The 20,613-nt window shown below is 72.0% G+C and carries 18 protein-coding genes and 3 tRNA genes; 19 read left to right on the top strand and 2 right to left on the bottom strand.

Features of this window, described 5'->3' with window-relative positions; all coding sequences use genetic code 11:
- Window positions 1-100 precede the first annotated feature (100 nt).
- Entirely contained in the window at window positions 101-1,576 is a 1,476-nt protein-coding gene (obgE, locus tag ACZ5ON_RS23135; RefSeq protein ID WP_465595778.1) for a GTPase ObgE, read from the top strand.
- Window positions 1,577-1,650: 74 nt separating this feature from the next.
- Here obgE and ACZ5ON_RS23130 read toward each other — a convergent pair whose 3' ends face one another.
- Window positions 1,651-1,977, bottom strand: coding sequence for a hypothetical protein (locus tag ACZ5ON_RS23130; RefSeq protein WP_465595775.1), 327 nt, complete (start codon window positions 1,975-1,977; stop codon window positions 1,651-1,653).
- Window positions 1,978-2,085: 108 nt separating this feature from the next.
- On the opposite strand from ACZ5ON_RS23130, the gene proB reads away from it, so the two are divergent.
- From proB to ACZ5ON_RS23105, 5 genes are all read left to right on the top strand, one after another.
- Window positions 2,086-3,222 (top strand): glutamate 5-kinase, encoded by a 1,137-nt coding sequence (proB, locus tag ACZ5ON_RS23125; RefSeq protein ID WP_465595772.1) that lies wholly within the window; start codon window positions 2,086-2,088, stop codon window positions 3,220-3,222.
- Window positions 3,223-3,300: 78 nt separating this feature from the next.
- Window positions 3,301-3,822 carry a hypothetical protein gene (locus tag ACZ5ON_RS23120; RefSeq protein WP_465595769.1) on the top strand — a complete coding sequence of 174 codons (522 nt, stop codon included), beginning with the start codon at window positions 3,301-3,303 and terminating at the stop codon, window positions 3,820-3,822.
- Window positions 3,823-4,066: 244 nt separating this feature from the next.
- Window positions 4,067-5,383, top strand: coding sequence for a glutamate-5-semialdehyde dehydrogenase (locus ACZ5ON_RS23115; RefSeq protein ID WP_465595766.1), 1,317 nt, complete (start codon window positions 4,067-4,069; stop codon window positions 5,381-5,383).
- 72 nt (window positions 5,384-5,455) lie between these two features.
- The gene (locus tag ACZ5ON_RS23110) at window positions 5,456-6,094 is read left to right on the top strand and encodes an SCO2584 family spore wall biosynthesis protein (protein ID WP_465595763.1); all 639 of its coding nucleotides are present in this window, start codon (window positions 5,456-5,458) and stop codon (window positions 6,092-6,094) included.
- A 90-nt stretch (window positions 6,095-6,184) separates the two neighbouring features.
- Window positions 6,185-7,246, top strand: coding sequence for an SCO2583 family membrane protein (locus ACZ5ON_RS23105; RefSeq protein WP_465595760.1), 1,062 nt, complete (start codon window positions 6,185-6,187; stop codon window positions 7,244-7,246).
- A gap of 84 nt (window positions 7,247-7,330) precedes the next feature.
- On the opposite strand, the gene ACZ5ON_RS23100 is transcribed toward ACZ5ON_RS23105, so the two are convergent.
- Complete coding sequence (locus tag ACZ5ON_RS23100; RefSeq protein WP_465595757.1) at window positions 7,331-8,371, bottom strand: M48 family metallopeptidase; 1,041 nt, start codon at window positions 8,369-8,371, stop codon at window positions 7,331-7,333.
- 196 nt (window positions 8,372-8,567) lie between these two features.
- Between ACZ5ON_RS23100 and ACZ5ON_RS23095 the strand changes: the two genes are divergently transcribed.
- From ACZ5ON_RS23095 to ACZ5ON_RS23035, 13 genes are all read left to right on the top strand, one after another.
- Window positions 8,568-8,729 (top strand): hypothetical protein, encoded by a 162-nt coding sequence (locus ACZ5ON_RS23095; RefSeq protein ID WP_465595754.1) that lies wholly within the window; start codon window positions 8,568-8,570, stop codon window positions 8,727-8,729.
- Window positions 8,730-8,864: 135 nt separating this feature from the next.
- Complete coding sequence (locus tag ACZ5ON_RS23090) at window positions 8,865-9,011, top strand: hypothetical protein (protein ID WP_465595751.1); 147 nt, start codon at window positions 8,865-8,867, stop codon at window positions 9,009-9,011.
- Window positions 9,012-9,131: 120 nt separating this feature from the next.
- Entirely contained in the window at window positions 9,132-9,761 is a 630-nt protein-coding gene (gene nadD, locus ACZ5ON_RS23085; protein ID WP_465595748.1) for a nicotinate-nucleotide adenylyltransferase, read from the top strand.
- Between the two features lie 16 nt (window positions 9,762-9,777).
- A complete protein-coding gene (locus tag ACZ5ON_RS23080) occupies window positions 9,778-11,484 on the top strand; it encodes an LCP family protein (RefSeq protein ID WP_465595745.1) in 1,707 nt (568 codons plus the stop codon).
- Between the two features lie 99 nt (window positions 11,485-11,583).
- On the top strand, window positions 11,584-12,021 hold the full coding sequence (gene rsfS, locus ACZ5ON_RS23075) for a ribosome silencing factor (protein ID WP_344638469.1): 438 nt from the start codon (window positions 11,584-11,586) through the stop codon (window positions 12,019-12,021).
- On the top strand, window positions 12,018-12,665 hold the full coding sequence (locus tag ACZ5ON_RS23070; protein ID WP_465595932.1) for a histidine phosphatase family protein: 648 nt from the start codon (window positions 12,018-12,020) through the stop codon (window positions 12,663-12,665). Before rsfS ends, ACZ5ON_RS23070 begins: the two co-directional genes overlap by 4 nt.
- Before the next feature lie 103 nt (window positions 12,666-12,768).
- Window positions 12,769-12,841: transfer RNA gene (locus ACZ5ON_RS23065), tRNA-Ala, on the top strand.
- 37 nt (window positions 12,842-12,878) lie between these two features.
- A tRNA-Ala gene (locus ACZ5ON_RS23060) sits at window positions 12,879-12,951 on the top strand.
- A gap of 499 nt (window positions 12,952-13,450) precedes the next feature.
- Window positions 13,451-13,523 (top strand) — tRNA-Ala (locus ACZ5ON_RS23055).
- A gap of 133 nt (window positions 13,524-13,656) precedes the next feature.
- The gene (locus ACZ5ON_RS23050; RefSeq protein WP_465595742.1) at window positions 13,657-14,952 is read left to right on the top strand and encodes a hypothetical protein; all 1,296 of its coding nucleotides are present in this window, start codon (window positions 13,657-13,659) and stop codon (window positions 14,950-14,952) included.
- Window positions 14,953-15,177: 225 nt separating this feature from the next.
- Window positions 15,178-18,060, top strand: coding sequence for a leucine--tRNA ligase (gene leuS, locus ACZ5ON_RS23045; protein ID WP_465595740.1), 2,883 nt, complete (start codon window positions 15,178-15,180; stop codon window positions 18,058-18,060).
- A gap of 312 nt (window positions 18,061-18,372) precedes the next feature.
- Entirely contained in the window at window positions 18,373-19,206 is an 834-nt protein-coding gene (locus ACZ5ON_RS23040) for a hypothetical protein (RefSeq protein WP_465595737.1), read from the top strand.
- A 260-nt stretch (window positions 19,207-19,466) separates the two neighbouring features.
- Window positions 19,467-20,312 carry a DegV family protein gene (locus ACZ5ON_RS23035; RefSeq protein ID WP_465595734.1) on the top strand — a complete coding sequence of 282 codons (846 nt, stop codon included), beginning with the start codon at window positions 19,467-19,469 and terminating at the stop codon, window positions 20,310-20,312.
- Window positions 20,313-20,613: the final 301 nt, after the last annotated feature.

The raw sequence follows: 20,613 nt of genomic DNA, 5'->3' as shown, positions 1-20,613 counted from the left end.
GCGTCAGGACTCTCCGTGAGGGGTGGACCGGGTGATCCGGTCCACCCCTCATGCTTTACCGCAGTTCCACATTTCTTTTCTTCGCTCTGGAGGCATACCGATGACCACCTTCGTGGACCGCGTCGAGCTGTACGTCGCCGCGGGTAACGGGGGCCACGGCTGTGCCTCCGTGCACCGGGAGAAGTTCAAGCCGCTCGGTGGACCCGACGGCGGCAACGGCGGCGAGGGCGGCAGCGTCATCCTCACCGTCGACGCCAACATCACCACGCTGCTCGAGTACCACCACTCGCCCAAGCGCAAGGCCACCAACGGCAAGCCGGGTGCGGGTGGCCACCGCACCGGTGCCAACGGCGAGGACCTGATCCTGCCGGTTCCGGACGGCACCGTGGTGCTCGACAAGCAGGGCAACGTGCTCGCCGACCTGGTCGGCCACGGGACCAGCTTCGTCGCCGCGGCCGGCGGCCGCGGCGGCCTGGGCAACGCGGCGCTGGCCTCCGCCCGCCGCAAGGCCCCGGGCTTCGCGCTGCTCGGGGAGCCCGGTGAGGCCCGCGACATCGTGATGGAGCTCAAGTCCGTCGCCGACGTCGCCCTGGTCGGCTACCCGAGCGCCGGCAAGTCCTCGCTGATCTCGGTGCTCTCCGCCGCCAAGCCGAAGATCGCGGACTACCCCTTCACCACCCTGATCCCCAACCTCGGCGTGGTCACCGCCGGTGACGTCGTCTACACCGTCGCCGACGTCCCCGGGCTGATCCCGGGCGCCAGCCAGGGCAGGGGCCTGGGCCTGGAGTTCCTGCGCCACGTCGAGCGCTGCTCGGTGCTGGTGCACGTGCTGGACTGCGCGACGCTGGAGCCGGGCCGCGACCCGCTCTCCGACCTGGAGACCATCGAGGCCGAGCTGGCCGAGTACGGCGGTCTGGACGACCGTCCGCGCCTGGTCGCGCTCAACAAGGTGGACGTCCCGGACGGCCAGGACATCGCCGACCTCACCCGGGCTTCGCTGGAGGAGCGCGGCTACCGCGTCTTCGAGGTCTCCGCCGCCTCCCGCAAGGGCCTGCGGGAGCTGAGCTTCGCCATGGCGCAGATCGTCGCCGAGGCCCGGGCCGCCAAGCCGGTCCAGGAGGCCACCCGGATCGTGCTGCGGCCCAAGGCCGTGGACGACGCCGGCTTCACCATCACCGAGGAGGACGGCGCCTACCGCATCCGCGGCGTCAAGCCCGAGCGCTGGGTCCGCCAGACCGACTTCAACAACGACGAGGCCGTCGGCTACCTCGCCGACCGGCTCGCCCGCCTCGGTGTCGAGGAGGAGCTGTGGAAGATCGGCGCCCACGAGGGTGACACCGTCATCATCGGTCCCGAGGAGAACGCCGTGGTGTTCGACTGGGAGCCGACCATGGCTGCCGGCGCCGAGATGCTCGGCCGCCGCGGCGAGGACCACCGCCTCGAGAGTCAGCGCCCGGCCGTCGAGCGCCGCCGGGAGCGGCAGAAGGGCCGCGACGCGGCGGAGGAGGAGTACCTGGCCTTCGAGGCGCTCTCCAGCGGCCGCCAGGCCATCGAGGGCGACGACGAGGACTGCTGAGTCCTGCGCAGACCACCGCGGCCCCTGCTTCCCGTCCGGGAGGCAGGGGCCGCGGTGTCGTTGCCGAGCGGACGTCACTTCGTCCAGGCGGCCTGGAGCTTGAGCAGGTCGACCATCTCGGTGTTGCCGACCATGGCGGGCGTCTTGCCGGTGGTGGAGATGATCGTGCAGCCCTTGACCTCGGTGCCCTTCGAGAAGCCGTGGAAGCCGGCGCCGGCGCACTTCGGCAGCGGCTTGTCGGCGCTCAGCACCGGTTCACTGCTCTTGCCCGTGCTGTCGAAGACGACGAACTCCGAGTCCGGGGCGGGCGGGGCCGCCGGCGGTACGGGGGCACCCTCCGCCTCCGGCGGAGCGGGTTGGACCCCGAGCGGTGTGCCGGCGCCGGGGCGGCAGCCGTCCACCGGGTGAAATGCCGTGCGGGGGCGGGGCGCGAATCGCGTAGATTGCGAGGAACCGCCGGGCCCGGGCCCGTCGTATCCGCACCACACCAGCGAAGGGCACCAGCTCGAATGAGTGAGCAGACGCTTCGGGAGGAGGTGCTGACCGCACGGCGGATCGTGGTCAAGGTCGGCTCCTCCTCACTCACCACCGCCGCCGGCGGTCTGGACGCCGACCGGGTCGACGCCCTCGTGGACGCGCTCGCCAAGGTGCGCAGCCGCCCGGACGCCCCCGAGGTGGTCCTGGTCTCCTCCGGTGCCATCGCGGCCGGCCTCGCGCCGCTCGGTCTGGAGAAGCGACCCAAGGACCTGGCCCGCCAGCAGGCCGCCGCCAGCGTCGGCCAGGGCCTGCTGGTGGCCCGTTACACCGCCTCCTTCGCCCGGTACGGCGTGCGCGTCGGCCAGGTGCTGCTGACCGCCGAGGACGCCAGCCGGCGCGCCCACTACCGCAACGCGTACCGGACCCTGGACCAGCTGCTGGCGATGGGCGCGATGCCGATCGTCAACGAGAACGACACCGTGGCCACCGCCGAGATCAAGTTCGGTGACAACGACCGGCTGGCCGCGCTGGTGGCTCACCTGGTCCGGGCCGACCTGCTGATCCTGCTCTCCGACGTGGACGGCCTCTACGACGGCGACCCCAGCAAGCCCGGCAGCAGCCGGATCGCCGAGGTGCGCGGCCCGCACGACCTGGACGGGGTCGAGATCGGCAGCGCGGGCAAGGCCGGAGTGGGCACCGGTGGCATGGTCACCAAGGTGGAGGCCGCCCGGATCGCCACCGGTGCGGGCATCCCGGTGGTGCTCACCGCCGCCAGCCAGGCCGCCGACGCGCTGGCCGGGCGGCTCACCGGCACCCTCTTCCTGCGCACCGGGAGCCGCTCCGCCGACCGGCTGCTCTGGCTGGAGCACGCCAGCACCCCGCGGGGCGCCCTGCACCTGGACGCGGGGGCGGTCGAGGCCGTGGTCTCGGGTGGCAAATCGCTGCTGCCCGCCGGGGTCACCCGGGTGGACGGGGACTTCACCGCCGGTGATCCGGTGGACCTTCTTGGCGAAAACGGCCACATCGTCGCCCGAGGGCTGGTCAACTTTGATGCGAGGGAGTTGCCCCGACTGCTCGGCCGGTCCACCCGAGAGCTGGCCCAGGAGCTCGGCGTCGCCTATGAGCGCGAGGTCATCCACCGCGACGACCTGGTCATCCTGCGCGGCTGACCGCCTGCGGGGACCTGCCGGCGGCCGCTCCCGCCAGGGGGAGGGCCGGGCGCGGTCGGCGCGGCCGGGCCGGACACGATGCCGAACAGGAGGCCGCCGGTGGCACGCAGGCGCGGAGCGCTGCCCGAGGAGTCGCCCCAGCGCAGGCTGACCAGCATCGCGGGCGGGCGGGCCGAAGGCGGCTCGGTCGACGAACGGTCCGACGGCGCAAGGAACTTGGGTCGCAGACCGAATGGCGCCGAGGGTCCCGAGGCGGACCAGGCCCGGCTCTGGCACGTGGTGCTCAGCGTGGCCGGGCAGGTCACGCCGCTCGCCGAGCTGCGCGCGGCGCTGGAGCGGCTGGCGCACGACCACTCCTTCTTCCTGACGGCGCGCTATGCCGCGGACCACGCCGAGATCCGCTACTGGGAGCAGGCGCGCGACCTGCACGACGCAGCGGCGATCGCGCTGCGGCTGTGGGGCGAGCACAAGGCGTCGGCGAACTTACCGCCGTGGGAGATCGTGGGTCTTGAGGTGGTGGACAGGCCGACATACCACAAACGGGTGGCGGAGGGCTTCGGGGGTCCGCCACCGCAGCTGGGCGGGGTGCATCCGTACTGACGCGGGCGCCTTCGGGGGCGTGCCCCCCGAAACCGCGAGGCGGCAGCCGGTCGGCCGGGTCTTCGGTGGCGGGGGCGACCGCTGTGCCGGGACGGCGCGACCGCTCTGCCGGGACGGCGCGCGGAGAACGTCCCCCGCTTCCGCACCTCTCCTCGCGCCCGACCGGCCGTCCATGTGTTTGGGGGCCGTCTCGGCCGTTGAAATGCGGCGGGTCGGCGCTGCAGCAGTCGCTACCCTTTCAGACATGAGCAGCGATCACGCCACCGCCGACAGTCCCGTCCTCGCCGTCGCCCGCCGAGCCCGTGCGGCGGCCGCCGCGCTCGCTCCGCTGCCGCGCAGGGCGAAGGACGACGCGCTGCTCGCGATCGCCGACGCGCTGGTGGCCCGGAGCGGTGAGATCACCGCGGCCAACGCCGAGGACGTGGCCCGTGCCCGGGAGGCCGGTACCGCCGAGTCGGTGATCGACCGGCTCACGCTGACCGAGGAGCGGGTCGCCGCGATCGCCGCCGATGTCCGCAACGTGGTCGGGCTGCCCGACCCGGTGGGCGAGGTGGTGCGCGGCTACACCCTGCCCAACGGCCTGGACGTCCGGCAGGTCCGGGTCCCGCTCGGCGTGGTCGGCATCATCTACGAGGCCCGGCCGAACGTCACCGTGGACGCCGCCGCGCTCTGCCTGAAGTCAGGCAACGCGGTACTGCTGCGCGGCTCGGCCTCCGCCTACCGCTCGAACACCGCGCTGGTCGCGGTGGTGCGGGACGCGGTGGCCGCGGCCGGCCTGCCGGCGGACGTGATCCAGCTGGTCCCGGGCGAGAGCCGGGACTCGGTGCAGGAGCTGATGCGCGCCCGGGGCCTGGTGGACGTGCTGATCCCGCGCGGCGGCGCCTCGCTGATCCGTACGGTCGTCGAGGGCTCCACCGTGCCGGTGATCGAGACCGGTACCGGCAACTGCCACGTCTACGTGGACGCCAGGGCCGACCTGGCGATGGCCGTCGGCATCCTGCTCAACTCCAAGGCCCAGCGGGTCAGTGTGTGCAACTCCGCCGAGACGCTGCTGGTGCACCAGGACATCGCGGACGCCTTCCTGCCGCTCGCCCTCGACGCGCTGGCCGAGGCGGGAGTCACCGTGCACGGCGACGAGGCGGTGCTGAAGGCGGCCGAGGGCGGCCGGGCCACCGTCGTCCCGGCGACCGAGGAGGACTGGGAGGCCGAGTACCTGTCCCTGGACCTGGCCGCCGCCGTGGTGCCCTCGCTGGACGCCGCGGTGGAGCACATCCGCCGCTGGTCCTCCGGCCACACCGAGGCGATCGTGACCACCTCGCAGGCGGCCGCCCGGCGCTTCACCCAGCTGGTCGACTCGACCACGGTGGCCGTCAACGCCTCCACCCGGTTCACCGACGGGGGTGAGTTCGGCTTCGGCGCGGAGATCGGCATCTCCACCCAGAAGCTGCACGCCCGGGGCCCGATGGGCCTGCCGGAGCTGACCTCCACCAAGTACATCGTCACTGGTGACGGGCATGTGCGCGGTGAGGCGGCGCAGACCGTGGGCTCGGCCGAGTCCTGAGCGGGACGGTTCGTCCAAGGCCAACTGGCGGGAGCCACAGACAAACGGCGCGCCCGGTAATACCCTGAGTCCGTGGCTGAGGATGTGGGGGGCTCGCCGTACCCCGACGGCGCCGACCACGGTGGTGCGGACGACGAGTTCGCCACCGTGGTGCTCGACGAGGCATTCGTCCGGTCCGCCGCCGTGCACGAGCCGAGCGCCAGGGAACGCCAGCTGGCCGCCGCCGAGGCGAGGTTCGAGCCGGACACCGGACTGCTCGGCCGCGGCTACGAGATGACCGTCAGCGGGGAGGGGCTCCCGTTGGAGCTGCGCCCGCACCCGAGCCTGGACGACGACCGCCTCTACCCTGACCCGTGGTCAGCCCCGGGCCGGGCCGGACGGGCAGCCCGGTGGCGCCGCAGGACCAAGTCCTTCGGCGGGTACGACCCGAGGCGGGCCGGCGGCGGCCGGTACGTGGCGCAGCAGCGCTGGCACCGTCCGGTGGCCTGGGTGCTGGCGGTGGTGATGGTGGTCGGGGTGGCCGCGGTGGCGGTCGCCGCGATCTACCGGGGTGCCGGCGGGGCCGCCGACTCCCCGCGCCGTCCGGAGACGGGTACCAGCCGTCCGGAGAGCGGTACGGCCGGTGCCGGTGCGACCGGCGCGGGCGCGACACCGGGCGCGACACCGGGCGCCCCGGTGGGTACCGCCCCGATGGCGCTGCAGACCGGGTGACGGGCGCCGCTCGCAGCGGTCGCCGGCTGCCGCTCAGAAGTTGCGTCGTAGGCCTCGAGACGGGCCGCATCCCGGTCTTACCCTGGTGTTATGGGTGACCCGCGCGAACCTCCGGAGGGTGTGCCCGACGGTGGTTCCGGAAACGAGGACGAGTACCGATCCGTCGTGTTCGACGAGTCGTTCGTCCGCTCTGCCCGGATCCAGGAGTTGTCGGCCAGCGAGCGGCTCGGCGGCTATTCGCGGGGGGTACGGCCGAGGCTGGGGTTCGGCCACATCGGTTCGCTGCCCCGGCAGGCGGTGGCGCTGCTGCTGCTCGTCGTGATGGCGTTCGCGGCGGCGGTCTACTTCGGGGTGAGCTCACCGCGCCGGATGGGCGTCCAGCCGACCGGCAACCAATTGACCGTCAGCATGGTGGCGCTCAGCCCGAGTTCGGCGGTCCCGGCGGTGGCGGACCCGAAGAGCCCGTTCGCCGCGCTGCCCCCCGGCTACGCCGACGGCGCCGCGGGGCTCGGCATTCCCACCGGTTCGTCCACGGCGCACTTCACCAGGATCGAGGTCACCCGGGCCCTGGACACCGTCCAGCACTTCCTGGTCGCCTCCGCACTCAACCCCGCCACCCTGGTGCAGGGGGAGACCGGGGTGGTCCGCGCCCTGGTGACGCCCGGCGAGCAGGCGCAGTACGACCAGAGTCTGAACTCGCCGGGCGACGACCAGCACCACGCCGCCACGGGCTGGCTGGTCCGGTTCGACCCGGGCAAGGTGGCGTTGGCCGTCGACTCGGTCAAGGTGGCCGGCGGTATGAAGGTCGCCGAGGCGGACAGTGCGACGCTGGAGATCGACACCGACCACACCCTGGTCTACGCGCTGCGGCCGGCCGGGACGGACACCTCCGCGCCGGTCAGCCTGTTCAGTGTCCGGCGCGAGCTGCGGTTCGAGTTCGACCACACGGACATCGGGGCGGGCCGGGCGCGGCTGGTGGACGCGGTGCTGCAGGCCGGGCCCATGGCGTGCGGGGCGCCGCTGGCCGACCACCTGCAGCCGCTGCTGGCCGGGCAGTCGGCCGGCACGCCGCCGGCAGTGGATCCGGCCGATCACACGGTGCCGGCCTGGCAGGTGTGCGGGGTGCTCGGTCCGCTGGGCGCCGGGCACTGAGTTCCACGGCGGATCGAGGACCGCACCAGGCGCGCGGGCGCGAGGAACGGCGTGACTGTGGTTCCGCGCGCCCGCGAGGTGGCGCTAGTCCTCGTCGGAGTGGCGGGTGCCGGTGAAGGTGTCGCGGAGCTTGCCGCCGACGGTGCCGACACCGCCCGCCACATCGCGCAGCAGGCCCATCAGCGGGTCCTTGCTCTCCTTGACGCTCCTGGAGTACGAGTCGGCGGCGGCCTTCCACTGCTCGCCGACCGAGGTGTCCGGGTCGTCCTCGCGGCGCGGGTAGGCGCCGGCCAGGATCGAGCGGTACTCCTCGCTCTCCCCCCACTTCTTCAGCTTGGCCACCCGGACCACCGCGAAGGGGTGGGTCTGCGGCAGCACCTGGAGCAGCTTGAGCACGCCGTCGCGCAGGTCGCCGGCCTTCTCGTACTCCTCGGCCTGCTCCAGGAAGGCGTCCACGTTCATCTCGGCCAGGTTGTGCCCGCCGGCCAGCTTCATCAGGCCGCGCATGGACGCCTGGAGGTCCTGGCCGGCCAGCAGCCCGGCCCGGTCGCAGGAGAGCTCGGCCTTGCGGAACCACTCCTTGAGCGCGGTGATCACCGCGGTGATGGCGAGGTTGCCGAGCGGGAGCCAGGCGATCCTGGCGGCGATGTTGGTGAGGATCAGCAGCATCGTCCGGTAGACCGCGTGGCCGGACATCGCGTGGCCGACCTCGTGGCCGATCACGGCCCGCAGCTCCTCCTCGTCGAGCAGTTCGACCAGGCCGGTGGTGACCACGATGATCGGGGTGTCCATGCCGATGCACATGGCGTTGACCGCCGGGTCCTGGGTCACGTACAGGTCCGGTACCCGCTCCAGGTCGAGCACGTAGGCGGCGTCGCGGACCATGTCGTACAGCTCGGGGAACTGCCGTTCACTGGCGCGGACGGCGGTGGCCAGGAACATCAGGCGGACGCTGCGCTCGGAGACCAGGCCGGCCAGCTTCTTGAGGACCTCGTCGAATCCGGAGAGCTTGCGCAGCGAGACCAGGGCGGAACGGTCCGCCGGGTGCTCCCAGGCCCGGGTGGAGATCCCGGGGAAGCGTTCGCGGCGGCGACTCGGCGTGCTCGGCTTGGTCATGTCGGTCATGTGAGTACCTCCTGGTCGATGCCGGCACCGGCTCACGTCCGGCCCCCGCTGCTGTTGGCTACAACGCTTGTTCGTCCGTACTCGTCCCCGCCGCCCACGGTACGCCGGGGGTGCCGTCCGCCATCCGGAGTGCCCGGGGCTACCCTGGGCCTACCGGAGGTCCCGCGGGACCGTCGCCCGTCCTGAGGAGCCCACCATGTCCACTGTCGAGAGCCTCACGCAGCTGGCCGGGCCGGTCTCCACGGAGTCGGGGCCCGGGCTGTTCCTGCGGATCATCCTGGTGGCGTCCTTCGTCGGTGTCGGCCTGCTGGTCTGGATCATGGCGCGGGCGTTCCGCAGCGGCAACGGCGGCAACTGATCCCGTGCGGACGCCTACAGGGGGTCAGACGCGGTGGGCCGCCGCGCGGTTGCCGGAGGGCCACCCGTACGATAGGGACGCTGGCCGCCGGCCCGCGTCCTGGTCCCTCACCCGAGCCGAGAAGGTCTGCCGACCATGAGCAATAACGTTCTGCCCGCCGTTTCCCGGATCGCCGAGGGTGGCAACCACGAGAGCCTCAACCCGTTGGTGACCGGCGGCTCCGCCTTCCTGATCCTGCTGCTGCTGCTCTTCGTGACCACGCGTTTCAACCGCGACCGCTGAGCAGCGCGCCACTACTGATCGGTGACGAGGAGCGTCCGGCGGACCGCCGGACGCTCCTCGTCGTTGTCCCGGTGTCCGGGCTTGTCCGGGGGTGACGCGGGTCGCGTAAGGTGTGGCGGCATGGGACAGCAGGCCGAGACCCCCGGCGGAGCGACGAAGCGGCGCCTTGGCGTGATGGGCGGCACCTTCGACCCGATCCACCACGGGCACCTGGTCGCCGCCAGCGAGGTGGCGAGCGCATTCCACCTCGATGAGGTGATCTTCGTACCGACCGGGCAGCCGTGGCAGAAGAGCCACCGTGAGGTGGCCCCCGCCGAGGACCGCTACCTGATGACGGTCATCGCCACCGCGGAGAACCCGCAGTTCTCGGTCAGCCGGATCGACATCGACCGCGAGGGCCCCACCTACACCGTGGACACCCTGCGCGACCTGCACGCCCTGCACCCGGACGCCGAGCTGTTCTTCATCACCGGCGCCGACGCGCTGGCCCAGATCCTGTCCTGGCACGACTCGGAGGAGCTCTTCGAGCTCGCCCACTTCATCGGTTGCACCCGCCCGGGGCACACCCTGTCGGACGCCGGGCTTCCGGTGGGCGGGGTCTCCCTGGTGGAGGTGCCCGCGCTGGCCATCTCCTCCACGGACTGCCGGATGCGGGTCGCCAAGGGCGAGCCGGTCTGGTACCTCGTCCCGGACGGCGTGGTCCGTTACATCCACAAGCGGGCGCTGTACGCGCCGGCCCAGCAGCCTTGATCCCGGGAGGGGCCGCGTGACCGGAACGGCAGACCGCAGGGGACCTGAGGACGGGTGGTACCCGCAGCCGGGTTACGACGGGTACGGACGGCCCGAGCACGGCCAGGACCCGCAGTACTCGCAGGGCCAGTACCAGTACGGGCAGCAGCAGCAGGGGTACCCGCAGGAGCAGTACCAGGACTACCAGCAGCAGCCGTACGAGCCGCAGCAGTACCAGCAGCAGGGCTACTACCAGCAGCCGGTGCAGCGGCCGGTGCACGATCCGTACGGGCAGCCCCAGCACCCGTACCAGCCGCAGCAGCAGGAGTACTACTACCAGCAACAGCCGGCGGCCCAGCCGGTGGTGCAGCCCGTCGTCCAGCCGGTCGTCCCGGCGCAGGCACCCGCGGAGCCGGCGCCGGTGCCGCCACAGGTGCGGCGGTCGGCTCCGGCCCAGCCGGCGGCGAGGCCGCGACCCGAGCGGACCCAGCCGGACGACCCCTACGTGACGGGCGAGTTCACCTTCCTCGACGAGGAGGCGGAGGAGACCGAGGACGTCATCGACTGGCTGAAGTTCGCCGAGTCGAGGACCGAGGTCAGGGCCGAGCGCAAGCGCAGGCTGCGCAACCGGCTGATCGCGGCCGTGGTGGCGTTGGTCGTGCTCGCCGGCGGCGGGGCGGGCTACCTGTGGTGGAGCGGCAAGCTGGGCAGCACCAAGACCGTCGCGGCGGCGGCCGGAGGGCGGCAGGTGAACGTGGTCCAACTGCGCGATCTGGGCGGCAAGGTGACCAGTGCGCTGCTGGTCAACGACGCGGGCGCGCACAAGGGCTCGATCCTGCTGCTGCCGGACATCCTCAAGCTGCCCAGTACCGGTGACTCCCCGACGGTCTCGATCGGGCAGGCGATGGACACCGTCGGCGCCTCCGCCACCAGGGAAGGCCTGAAGACCGTGCTGGGCGCCCCGGTCGCCGGTACCTGGCGGTTGGACACCCCGTACCTGCAGCTGCTGGTCTCCCAGCTCGGCGGTGTGCGGGTGGACACCAACGCGGACGTGAAGGGGACGGACGGCAAGGTCACCCCGGCCGGCAAGGGCACCACGCTGTCGGGCGACGCGGCCGTCGCGTACGCCACCTACCAGGCACCCGGCGAGGGTCGGGACGCCCAGCTGGCCCGGTTCGGGCAGGTGCTGGACGCGGTGGTGCGGGCCATGCCGACCGACCTGCCCGAGGCACAGGACGACGTGCACCGGATGAACGCGGTGCTCGACCCGTCGCTGCCCGAGCAGGCGCTGGCCGGGGTGCTGGCCCAGCTGGCCCAGCTCGCGAAGGACGGCGCCTTCGGCACCAGCACCCTCAAGGTGCAGCCGGACGGCACGCTGGACGAGGCGACGGCGGGCGCGCAGGTCAAGCAGGTGCTCGGCGGCACGGTGCACAAGGCCCAGAGCGGCACCGGGACGCCCCGGGTCAGCATCGTCAACGCCTCGGGCAACGACCAGGCGGCGACCTCGGCGCAGGTGCAGGTCAACAACGCCGGTCTGAACGTGGTCCCGAGCGGCAGCAAGTCGGGCAGCACCCAGGCGACCAGCGAGATCCGCTACACCGACGACGCCAGGGCGGCGGCGGCGAAGTCGCTGGCGACCACGCTCGGTCTGAACGAGTCGGTGGTGAAGAAGACCACCGACGCGCAGAACGCCGACCTGGTGGTGGTGCTGGGTAAGGACTATCAGCCGGGCAAGAACCCGTAGCCGCCTGCGGATCGAAGGCCCCGGAGAATTCTCCGGGGCCTTCGCGCGTTCATGAGATCCTGGAAACCGTATCTGTGTACAACGAGCGGGAAGAACACCGTGACTGCCACTGACCGGAGCCAGGAACTGATCACCGTCGCCGCCCAGGCGGCGGCCGACAAGCTGGCCCACGACATCATCGCCTTCGACGTCAGCGAGGTGCTGTCGATCACCGACGCCTTCCTGATCGCCTCGGCGAACAACGACCGCCAGGTCCGGTCGATCGCCGAGGAGATCGAGGACCAGCTGCGCGAGCAGCTGGACGTCAAGCCGGTGCGCCGCGAGGGCGAGCGCGAGGGCCGCTGGATCCTGCTGGACTACCTGGACATCGTGGTCCACGTCCAGCACTCGGAGGAGCGTTCCTTCTACTCGCTGGACCGCCTCTGGAAGGACTGCCCGGAGCTGCCGCTGCCCGCCGACGCGCTGGCGACCCGCAACCGTCCCCAGGACGTGGTCACCGACGCCAAGGGCAACGCCATCGCCGAGGACGAGCGCTGAGCCGCACCGCAGGGGGCCCGCGCGTCGTCTTCTGGCGGCACGGCCAGACCTCCTGGAACCTGGAGTCCCGTTTCCAGGGCACGACCGACATCGACCTGACCGACCAGGGGGTGTTCCAGGCCAAGCGGGCGGCCAAGCTGCTCGCGGGCCTGCGTCCCGACCAGCTGATCTCCTCGGACCTCACCCGGGCCCGGCGCACCGCCGCCGAGCTCGCCAAGCTCACCGGCCTCGAGGTGGACCACCACGAGGGCTTGCGGGAGACCTACGCGGGCGAGTGGCAGGGGCTGACCAACGCCGAGATCAGGGCGCGGTACCCGGAGCAGTACGAGGCGTGGGCCAAGGGCGAGCCCGTCCGGCGCGGCGGCGGCGAGTTGGCCGCCGAGGTGGCGGACCGGTCCGTCCCGGTGGTGCTGGCGGCGGTCGAGAAGCTGCCCGTGGACGGCACGCTGGTCGTGGTCAGCCACGGCGGGACCATCCGCACCATGATCGGCCGGCTGCTCGGCATGGAGGCGGCCCTGTGGGAGCGCTTCGGCGGTCTCTCCAACTGCTGCTGGTCGGTGCTCGGCCAGGGCGCGCGGGGCTGGCGGCTGCTGGAGCACAACGCCGGCACGCTGCCGCAGCCGGTCATCGGAGACGAGACCTGAGGCCGTCCGGACGACGGATTTCGCAGTTCCGGGCCTGACCAGCTAGAGTCTTCCTCGTTCGCAGGAAAGAACGCCGACCGGCAGGGAGGCGGGAATCCTCCGAGGGGCTGTAGCTCAGTTGGTAGAGCGCTTGCATGGCATGCAAGAGGTCCGGGGTTCAATTCCCCGTAGCTCCACTCCGCATCGGCGGTCCGCAAGGGCCGTGCGGCTTGCGGGGCTGTAGCTCAGTTGGTAGAGCGCTTGCATGGCATGCAAGAGGTCCGGGGTTCAATTCCCCGTAGCTCCACAACAGAAACTGAAGGGCACCTACCGGGTCGGTAGGTGCCCTTCGGCGTTCGCGGCGGTTCAGCCGGTGTGCATGTGATGGATGGGGTCGACTGGTCGGCGCGGTCTTCCCCGGGAGGCTCAACTGTTCCGGGCCGGCCGCTACTTCGGAGCGCGCTGCAAGTGGTCGCGGCTGCTGGCCGCCGCCCGCGTGCTGTGCATCGGGAGGGTTGTCGCCTGACGCGGACGGGTCCGTCCCGCGCCGGTCGGCGCTGCTCCATGGGGGCGAGCAGCGACGACCGGCGGCTTCCGGGTCCCGGAAGCGTACGAGGGATGGCCGGGGAAGCGGAAGACGGTCCTCCGTGAAGCTTTGATGGTGATCCGCAGCGTGAGGATCCGACTACCGTGCGCGTTCTCGGGTGGGCTGAAGAACGGATTAGGGGACTGGTCGTCGGACCGTGTACAGTTGTGCACGTCGCTGAGGGGGACCGCAGGAAAACCTCGGACGACAAGCAGGGCAAGGGGCTGTAGCTCAGTTGGTAGAGCGCTTGCATGGCATGCAAGAGGTCCGGGGTTCAATTCCCCGTAGCTCCACAGGAAGAAGGCCGTTTCCCGGATCGGGAGGCGGCCTTCTGTGCTGTTCGCTCCGAACTCCCGCGCCGCGCGCCGGTGTTCGACCCGGCGGGGGCTCTACCACGCTGCCCGGCCCGGCGGTTACGGTCGTGCCATGGCGGATCTGGCGCGCAAGCGGAACGAAGAACTGGCCCGGATACTCCACCAGCTCGGCTGGAGCCCCGAGCGCCTCGCCCGTGAGGTCAACTCCGCCCTCCCCACCCAGCTCGCCATCAGCTCCACCGCCCCCTACAAGTGGCGCGACCGCGGCATGGTGCCCAGGTCACCGCACGACCAGACGGTCTGCGAGGTGCTCAGCCGGGCCGTCGGCATCGCCGTGACGTACGAGCAGCTCTGGGGCCGGATGGGCAGCGGACGCGGTGCCAAGATGCTCTCGCCCCGGCTGCTCACCGATCCGTGGACCGCCGACACCGCGCAGACCGCCCTGCGCGAGGCCGGTGCCGACAGCACGCCGGTCCGCCTCACCGACCTGTTCCGCGGCGCCGAACTCGAACAGGCCGCCCGCCACTGGGCCTCCCCGCCGCCCGAGGTCACCGGCGGCGAGGGTGCGCTGCGGATCGCCGCCGCGCACCTCGCCGACCTGCGGACCTCCCACGACAGCAAGCAGCGCCTGGAGCGCGCCTACGGTGGCGGGCTGATCCTCGGCCCCGCCAAGGCCGAACTGGCGCTGGCGGGCAAGCTGCTGGAACTCGGCTCGTACGGCGAGCAACTCGGCCGGGAGCTGTACGGGGTGGCGGGCCGGCTGGCCCGCCTGGTCGGCTGGGCCAGCTACGACATGGGCCATGACGCCGCCGCGCAGCGCGCCTTCGTCGCCGCGCTGCGGGCCGCCCACGTCTGCGGCGACCCCCGGCTGGGCGTGAGCGTGGTCGGCTGCCTGGCCGCGCAGGCCACCTACAACTCCGCCGGGCGCGGCCTCGACGCGGTCGCGATGCTCTCCACCGCACTGCGCGCCGCCGACGAGGCGCTGGCGCCGGCCGAACGGGCGCTGCAACTCGGCCGGATCGCCCGGGCGCACGGCCGCAAGGGCGAGCAGATCAGCGCCGAGGCGGTCGCCGGACTCGCCTTCAAGGCGCTGGAGGAGGCCGCGGGGGAGGACCTCGGCCAGGAGCTCGCCGATCTGGAGGGCATGGTGGGGGAGGGCTACCTCTTCCTCGGTGACCACGAGCGGGCCCGCCGCCTGCTCTCGTCCGCCACCGCCGCCCTAGCGCCCGATCGGGCCAGAACCAAGGCGCTGCTGCTGGTCCGGCTGGCCGACTCCTACCGGCGGACCGGCGAGCACGAAGGCGCCACCGAGACCGCGGACCAGGCGAGAATGCTCGCGGCCGGCATGCAGTCCGGCCGGGTGGCCGCCGCCCTCCGGGAGTTCGACGCTGCGGTCAAGGCCGGATAGTCAGGTGGCCGCCGCTTGACCGTGCGGTACCCTGAGCCCATGCGAACCGTGCGCCTGCTCCTTAGCCGGCCGCGCTGACCAGGACCGGCTGAGCCTTCGGGTGGTGCCGGAGTCGGCGTGGCGTCCCCTCCTGCGAGGGGCTTTTTTGTTTTACGCGCTGCTTCCTTCCCAGGGCGCTGCCCCGCTGACGATTCGCTAACTGACATCGATGGAGCTTGAAGGACCATGAGCGAGACGACACCTGCTTCCGCCGCCGTCGAGGCCGCCGGCGAGCCCTTCCGGTACAGCGCGGCCCTGGCCGCGGAGATCGAGTCCCGCTGGCAGGACGTCTGGGAGAAGGAGGGGACGTTCAACGCGCCCAACCCGGTGGGCGCGCTGGTCGACCCGACCGCCGGTGACGTCACCGCGAAGCCGCACAGCTTCATCATGGACATGTTCCCGTACCCCTCGGGCGCCGGCCTGCACGTCGGCCATCCGCTGGGCTACATCGCCACCGACGTGTACGCCCGCTACCAGCGGATGACCGGCCACAACGTGCTGCACACCCTGGGCTACGACGCCTTCGGCCTGCCCGCCGAGCAGTACGCGGTGCAGACCGGCACCCACCCCCGGGTCTCCACCGAGGCGAACATCGCCAACATGCGCCAGCAGCTGCGCCGCCTGGGCCTGGGCCACGACTCGCGCCGCTCGATCTCCACGATCGACCCCGAGTACTACCGCTGGACCCAGTGGATCTTCCTGCAGATCTTCAACTCCTGGTACGACGCGGACGCCGCCAAGGCCCGCCCGATCGCCGAGTTGATCGCCCAGTTCGAGGACGGCTCGCGCGAGGTGCCGGGCAGCCGCGCATGGTCCGAGCTGACTGCCGCCGAGCGCGACGAGGTGCTGGGCGAGTACCGCCTGGCGTACGCCAAGGAGGTGCCGGTCAACTGGTGCCCGGGCCTGGGCACCGTGCTGGCCAACGAGGAGGTCACCGCGGACGGCCGCTCCGAGCGCGGCAACTTCCCGGTCTTCAAGTCCAACCTGCGCCAGTGGATGATGCGGATCACCGCGTACTCCGACCGCCTGATCAAGGACCTGGACCTGCTGGACTGGCCCGAGGCCATCAAGCTGCAGCAGCGCAACTGGATCGGGCGCAGCGAGGGTGCCCGGGTCGACTTCGCGGTCGGCGAGGACCGGTCGATCACCGTCTTCACCACCCGCCCCGACACCCTGTTCGGTGCCACGTACATGGTGCTGGCCCCCGAGCACGAGCTGGTCGACTCGATCGTCCCGGCCGCCTGGCCGTCGGACACCCACAACGACTGGAAGGACGGCGCCCACACCCCGGCCGAGGCCGTCGCCGCCTACCGGGCCGCCGCGACCGCCAAGTCGGACGTCGAGCGCCAGATGGACGCGAAGGTCAAGACCGGTGTCTTCACCGGCGCGTACGCGACCAACCCGGTCACCGGGAAGCCCGTCCCCGTCTTCATCGCCGACTACGTGCTGATGGGCTACGGCACCGGTGCCATCATGGCCGTCCCCGCCCACGACCACCGCGACTTCGCCTTCGCCCGCGCCTTCTCGCTGCCGATGGCCTGTGTCGTCCAGCCGACCGACGGTCGGGACGAGGACCCGCACACCTGGGACGACGCCTTCGACACCTACGACTCCGTCATCGTCAACTCGGCGCACGACGGCCTGGCACTGGACGGCCTGAGCGTCGTCGAGGCCAAGGCCGCGGTGACCGCCTGGCTGACCGAGCGGGGCATCGGCGAGGGCACCGTCAACTACCGCCTGCGCGACTGGCTGTTCAGCCGCCAGCGGTACTGGGGCGAGCCGTTCCCGATCGTCTACGACGAGGACGGCGTGATGCACGCGCTGCCCGAGTCGATGCTGCCGGTCGAGGTGCCCGAGGTCGAGGACTACTCGCCGCACACCTACGACCCCGACGACGCCACTTCCTCGCCGAAGACCCCGCTGTCCCGCAACGAGGCCTGGGTCAACGTCGAGCTGGACCTGGGCGACGGCCTGAAGACCTACCGCCGCGAGACCAACACCATGCCCAACTGGGCCGGTTCCTGCTGGTACGAGCTGCGCTACGTCGACCCGGTCAACGGCGAGAAGGCCGTCGACCCGGCCAACGAGCAGTACTGGCTGGGCGCGACCGCCGACAAGCCGGCCGGCGGTGCCGACCTGTACGTCGGCGGCGCCGAGCACGCGGTGCTGCACCTGCTGTACGCCCGCTTCTGGCACAAGGTGCTGCACGACCTGGGCCACGTCTCCTCGGTCGAGCCGTTCCACAAGCTGTTCAACCAGGGCATGATCACCGCTGACGTCTACCGCGACGAGCGCGGCTTCCCGGTGCCCGCCGCCGAGATCGAGGAACGCGACGGCAAGTACTTCTGGCAGGGCCAGCCGGTCAGGCGCGAGGCCGGCAAGATGGGCAAGTCGCTGAAGAACGCGGTCGCCCCGGACGAGATCGCCGACGAGTACGGTGCCGACACGCTGCGCCTGTACGAGATGTCGATGGGCCCGCTGGACGTCTCCCGTCCGTGGGACACCCGCGCGGTGGTCGGCTCGTACCGCTTCCTGCAGCGGCTGTGGCGCAACATCGTCTCCGAGGCCACCGGTGAGCTGGTGGTCACCGAGGAGGAGCCGGACGAGGCCACCCTGCGCGCGCTGAACAAGGCGATCGACGGGATCCGCGGCGACATGGCGGGTCTGCGCTTCAACACCGCCGTCGCCAAGGCGATCGAGCTGAACAACTTCCTGGTGAAGCGCGGCTCCACGCCCCGTGCGGTGGCCGAGCAGCTGGTGCTGCTGATCGCCCCGCTGGCCCCGCACATCGCCGAGGAGCTGTGGCGCAGGCTGGGCCACAACGGCTCGCTGGCGTACGTCGACTACCCGGTCGCCGACCCGGCCTACGTGGTGGACGAGACGGTCACCTGCGTGGTCCAGATCAAGGGCAAGGTCAAGGCCCGGTTGGAGGTCGCGCCGTCGATCTCCGACGCCGAGCTGGAGGCGCTGGCGCTGGCCGAGCCGGCCGTCGTCGCGGCGATCGGCGACGCTCCCGTGCGCAAGGTGATCGCGCGGGCGCCGAAGCTGGTGAACATCGTCACGGGCTGACGGGAGTCCTGCGGGTTGGCCTTCCCGCAGTCGGCGGGCGGCCCGTCCCGCGTAGTCGCCGGGTGGTCCTACCCGCAGTCGCTGGGTGGCCCTCCCGGAGCCCCGTTCGGGCTCCGGGAGGGCCACCCTCGCTGCTTTCGGCGACGGCTCCGCCGTCCGTTGCGCCGTTCCCTCGGGGGGCGGTGGTCGATGCCGTGGGGGATGTCCCTGAGGGTCCCCTGATCTCGGGCAGGATGTCCGGTTTTGCGAATCCCCGCGGCGGTGGGGACGGCTACCGTGGAAGACCTTGACGGGTGTGGAAGGTGGCTGGTGATGGACGCGATCGGCGTAGTGCTCGGCTTGGTTCTGCTCTTCGCGGTGGCCGCGCTGGCCATGCTGGCGGTCGGGGCGGTGAAGGCGACCAAGCGGGTCGCGGCAAAGGTCAGTGAGCACGAGGCGAACGCCCGCCGCGCGGTCGAGAACGCCGCGCTGAAGGCGAAGACCTTCACCAAGCCGGGTCCCGTGGGCCGGATTTCGGCGGTCCGCCTCTCGCTGCGCACCTCGCTGGAGAGCACCCGCCAGGTGCTGGAAGCCGGCCTGTCGGAGGACGGCCAGCTCACCGAGGCGCTCCAGCTGCTGGCCCGGCTCGACTCGCACGCGGCCGAGCTGGACGGCGAGTTGAGGATCCTGGAGCGCGAGCCCGACCAGGGCCGGGTCGCCGCCAAGCTGGCGGAACTGACCGAGCGGGCCGAGCGGATCACTCACTCCGCGGAGTCGATGCGCTGGGCCGCGCAGGACCGGATGCGCCGGTTCGCGGACGACGAGCTGGCCCGGCTGGCCGAGGCATGCGAGGCCGAGGCGGGGTCGCTGAGGCACTGGGAGCCGACGGCCGGGGCCGCGGCTGCCGCGGCTGCCGCGGATGTCGCCGGGAACGGGGCCGGGAACGGGGCCGGGAACGGGGCCTTCACGGCCTCCGCCCAGGGGCAGGGAGCGGGGCGGACCTCGGGGCGGTCTTCGGGGCAGGCGTCCTCCGGCGCGGAGCGGAAGGGGCTCGGCGCGGGGCGCCAGCCGGGCGCCGAGGACGTGCTCGGACTCGCCGCCGAACCGCTGGCCCGGCTTGCCGAGCGGCTGCGCAAGCCCTCGACCGGGAGCTCTTCGGCAGGCTGACCCGGCGGGACCGGCCCGAGGCGTCGGGCACGGCGAAGCGGCGTCCGGCTGCGGGGTCGATGCGCTGATGTGCCCGTCCGCGCCGGAGACCGAGGCGTCCAAGGCTCGGTGGGCGGCTACACGCACCCTGCCGCGCACGCCCGGCGCGAGCGCGTGGCCGCCGGACACGGACCGGCCGCGGACCCGGCCGGCCGTCCGCAGTCGGGACTGCCGTCCGCCGCAACTGTCCTCTGCGCCGGACGGGGAGTAACCTCCGGCTCATGCCCGACCGCCTCGCACTCGTCACCGACTCGACGGCCTATCTGCCGCAGGAAGCCATCGACCGGCACCGGATCGCGGTGGTCCCGTTGAGCGTCGCGGTGGGCGACGAGGTGCTCGCCGAGGGCGTGGAGATCTCCCCGAAGGAGGTTGCCGAGGCGCTGCGCGCCAAGCGCAGGGTGACCACCTCCCGGCCCAGCCCCGAGACCTTCGCCGCCGCCTACCGCGCCGCGGCCGCCGAAGGCGCCTCCGGAGTCGTCTCGGTGCACATCTCGGGCGAGCTCTCCGGTACGTACGAGGCCGCGAGGCTCGCCGCCAGCGAGGCCGGGATTCCGGTCCGGGTCGTCGACAGCCGCCTGGTCGGCATGGCGCTCGGCCACACCGTGCTGACCGCCGCGCGGGCAGTGGAGGCGGGACTCGGTCTTGACGAGGCGGTGGCCGCCGCCACCGCCCGCGCGGCGACGACCAGCAGTTTCTTCTACGTGGACACCCTCGAGCACCTCCGGCGCGGCGGTCGGATCGGCGCCGCACAGGCGCTGCTCGGCTCGGCGCTCGCGGTGAAGCCTCTGCTACACCTGTCCGGCGGCCGGATCGAGCCGCTGGAGAAGGTCCGGACCGCCTCCCGGGCTATCGCCAGGCTGGAAGAGCTCGCGGTCGACCGGGCGGGGGCGGCCGACGTGGACATCGCCGTGCACCACCTGGCGGCCGAGGAACGTGCGGAGCCGCTGGCCGAGCGCCTGCGGGAGCGGATCCCCGGGCTGAGAGACCTGTACGTGGGCGAGGTCGGCGCGGTGATCGGCGCGCATGTCGGGCCGGGGCTGCTCGCGGTGGTCGTCTCGCCGCGCTGAGGGGCCGGCTGGGGAGCCGGTGTTCCGAGACGCGCGGTACTGGGACCGGACCGGGGAGCGGGGACCACCGCGTGCTGGGTGATGCATCGTGGGCATGCGGGTGGGCGTGGGTGTTCTGGCGTCCTGGGTTCCGGTATTTCGGCTGAAAACCACCCATTCGGGCGATAGGAGATATCCACAACCGCGAGTTGTCCACAGGAATCAGGCCGGGGCGGGCGAGGCGTCGAACCGCTCGTACCGTCCTCGCCATGAGGACGCTGACACCGGGTGCCGCCGCCCGCCGCCGCGAGACAACCGAAGC

This window comes from Kitasatospora sp. NPDC032150 (genome assembly GCF_055579945.1).
Note: the sequence above shows the minus strand (reverse complement) of the source record. Positions and strands in the feature narration are given on the sequence as shown.

Excerpts from the sequence above, each read along its gene's own strand:
- obgE (WP_465595778.1), top strand. The coding sequence starts at position 101 with ATGACCACCTTCGTGGACCGCGTCGAGCTGTACGTCGCCGCGGGTAAC.
- proB (WP_465595772.1), top strand. The coding sequence starts at position 2,086 with ATGAGTGAGCAGACGCTTCGGGAGGAGGTGCTGACCGCACGGCGGATC.
- ACZ5ON_RS23120 (WP_465595769.1), top strand. The coding sequence starts at position 3,301 with ATGCCGAACAGGAGGCCGCCGGTGGCACGCAGGCGCGGAGCGCTGCCC.
- ACZ5ON_RS23115 (WP_465595766.1), top strand. The coding sequence starts at position 4,067 with ATGAGCAGCGATCACGCCACCGCCGACAGTCCCGTCCTCGCCGTCGCC.
- ACZ5ON_RS23105 (WP_465595760.1), top strand. The coding sequence starts at position 6,185 with ATGGGTGACCCGCGCGAACCTCCGGAGGGTGTGCCCGACGGTGGTTCC.
- ACZ5ON_RS23100 (WP_465595757.1), bottom strand. The coding sequence starts at position 8,371 with ATGACCGACATGACCAAGCCGAGCACGCCGAGTCGCCGCCGCGAACGC.
- ACZ5ON_RS23095 (WP_465595754.1), top strand. The coding sequence starts at position 8,568 with ATGTCCACTGTCGAGAGCCTCACGCAGCTGGCCGGGCCGGTCTCCACG.
- ACZ5ON_RS23090 (WP_465595751.1), top strand. The coding sequence starts at position 8,865 with ATGAGCAATAACGTTCTGCCCGCCGTTTCCCGGATCGCCGAGGGTGGC.
- nadD (WP_465595748.1), top strand. The coding sequence starts at position 9,132 with ATGGGACAGCAGGCCGAGACCCCCGGCGGAGCGACGAAGCGGCGCCTT.
- ACZ5ON_RS23050 (WP_465595742.1), top strand. The coding sequence starts at position 13,657 with ATGGCGGATCTGGCGCGCAAGCGGAACGAAGAACTGGCCCGGATACTC.
- leuS (WP_465595740.1), top strand. The coding sequence starts at position 15,178 with ATGAGCGAGACGACACCTGCTTCCGCCGCCGTCGAGGCCGCCGGCGAG.
- ACZ5ON_RS23040 (WP_465595737.1), top strand. The coding sequence starts at position 18,373 with ATGGACGCGATCGGCGTAGTGCTCGGCTTGGTTCTGCTCTTCGCGGTG.
- ACZ5ON_RS23035 (WP_465595734.1), top strand. The coding sequence starts at position 19,467 with ATGCCCGACCGCCTCGCACTCGTCACCGACTCGACGGCCTATCTGCCG.